Genomic DNA, 1,827 nt, shown 5'->3' with positions numbered 1-1,827 from the left:
CCCGATCATCTTCTGCCGCCAAGCGCGCCCCTGGTCGCACATCGGCTGGGACTAGGTCGCGCCGGCGCGACCTAGTCCCAGCCGATGTGCGACCAGGGGCGCGCTTGGCGGCAGAAGATGATCGGGTGTGGAGGTAGCGAGCAACAGCAGGCCGATGTCGCCGCGGTCGATACCGGCATTGGTCAGCGCCATGTCGCCGGCGTGCGCGGCAAGGGCCGACAGCGTGTCTTCGTCCGCTGCCCAGAAGCGCGACCGTATCCCGGTGCGCCGCTCGATCCAGCCGGGTTCAAGCCCGAGACGATCTTCGATTTCCGGATTCTCCACCTTGCGCGCGGGCGCATGATGGCCAAGCCCGAGAATGCGCGATGATCGGCTCATGGCTTTGAGCCGAAGCGTTCGCCGGCCTCCTCGATGGCGTCATAGAGCCCATCCAACTCGTTGCCGGTAATGCAATAGGGCGGCAGAAGGTACAGGACATTGCCGAGCGGGCGCACGAGCAGGCCGCGCTCAAGAAAAAAAGCGCGCAGTTTTGGCCCGATCTCGGCCAGATAACCGGCTGAGCCGGTGCGTAGGTCGAGTGCCGCGATGGTGCCGGTTGTCCGGCAATCGGTGAAGCGAGGGTTGTCGCGAAAGCGTCGAAGCCCGGCGGCCTGTCGCTCGCTCAAGGCCGCGATCCGATCGGCCACCGGCTCGTCGTGCCAGATCTCGACATTGGCAAGTGCCGCCGCGCATGCAATCGGATTGGCGGTGTAGGAGCTCGAATGGAAAAACGTCTTCTTGCGATCCTCGGAATAGTGAGCCTGGAAGATGGCATCGGTGGCGATCGTGGCGGCCAGCGGGATGGTACCACCGGTCAGACCTTTCGAGGTGCACAGGATGTCCGGCGAGACGGACGCCTGTTCGCAGGCGAACATGGTTCCGGTGCGCCCCCAGCCGGTCATCACTTCATCGGCGATCAGCAGCGTGCCGGCGGCCTCAGTGATCCTCTTCAATTCGGTCAGAACCCAGGCCGGATACATGAGCATGCCGCCGGCGCCGAGCACGAGCGGCTCGACGATCAGCGCGGCGGCGCGCCGGTCGCGGGAGAGTGCCTCGAACCGATCCAGCGTTTCCTGCTCGCGCCCGGCGGCCGGGAAGGGGATGGTGTCGACCTCGAACAGCAAGGGCTCGTAGGCGGCGTTGAACACGCCACGGGCGCCGACGCTCATCGCCCCGATCGTGTCACCATGATAGCTGTGCTCCATGACGACGATGCGCGAACGCGGCGCGCCGATGTTGCGGAAATAGCCGAGCGCCATCTTCAGCGCGACTTCGATTGAGGTCGAGCCACTGTCGGAATAGAACACCCGGTCAAGGCCGGCGGGTGCGAGGCCGACAAGCGCCTCGGCCAGGCGCTCGGCCGGCTCGTGGGTAAAGCCCGCGAAGATGATCTGGTCGAGGTTCGACGCGGTCGTCTCGATGGCCTTCATGATGCGGGGGTGGCGGTGGCCATGAGTGACGACCCACCAGGAAGAAATCGCATCCAGGATGCGGGAGCCGTCGGCCTTGTGGAGATAGGCGCCTTCAGTCAGCACGATTTCAGGGATCGAGGGCTCTAGCGCGTGCTGCGTGAACGGATGCCAGACTCGAGACTGCGCCATCAGTCGCCTCCGGCAATCATGGCCAGGTCGAAGCCGGAAATCATTGCATCTCTCAACGTTTCACCCGTCAGCGGACCGAGGTGCGGCAGCCTGCCGAGCTGCGGCACGCCGCCGAATTCCACGATTGTCCTTTGCGTATCGGCCACCTCTTCGCCCATGAAGGCAATGCCGATGAGCGGGATGGAGC

The 1,827-nt window shown here is 64.8% G+C and carries 1 protein-coding gene and 2 pseudogenes; all 3 read right to left on the bottom strand.

Translation table 11 applies throughout. The features are described from left to right. Positions 1–57: 57 nt before the first annotated feature. A pseudogene (locus EOA60_RS31350) lies at positions 58–378 on the bottom strand (3-oxoacyl-ACP synthase); the annotation flags it as partial. Further along, entirely contained in the window at positions 375–1,640 is a 1,266-nt protein-coding gene (locus EOA60_RS31345) for an adenosylmethionine--8-amino-7-oxononanoate transaminase (RefSeq protein WP_091595819.1), read from the bottom strand. The gene EOA60_RS31345 and the pseudogene EOA60_RS31350, both read right to left, overlap by 4 nt. Further along, positions 1,640–1,827 (bottom strand): annotated as a pseudogene (locus EOA60_RS31340) (ATP-dependent dethiobiotin synthetase BioD); the annotation flags it as partial. The pseudogene EOA60_RS31340 and the gene EOA60_RS31345, both read right to left, overlap by 1 nt.

This window comes from Mesorhizobium sp. M1A.F.Ca.IN.020.06.1.1 (genome assembly GCF_004023265.1).
GTDB lineage: Bacteria > Pseudomonadota > Alphaproteobacteria > Rhizobiales > Rhizobiaceae > Mesorhizobium.
This window is presented reverse-complemented; position numbering and strand designations above follow the sequence as displayed.

Coding starts and splice junctions, on each gene's coding strand:
- EOA60_RS31345 (WP_091595819.1), bottom strand. CDS start 1,640: ATGGCGCAGTCTCGAGTCTGGCATCCGTTCACGCAGCACGCGCTAGAG.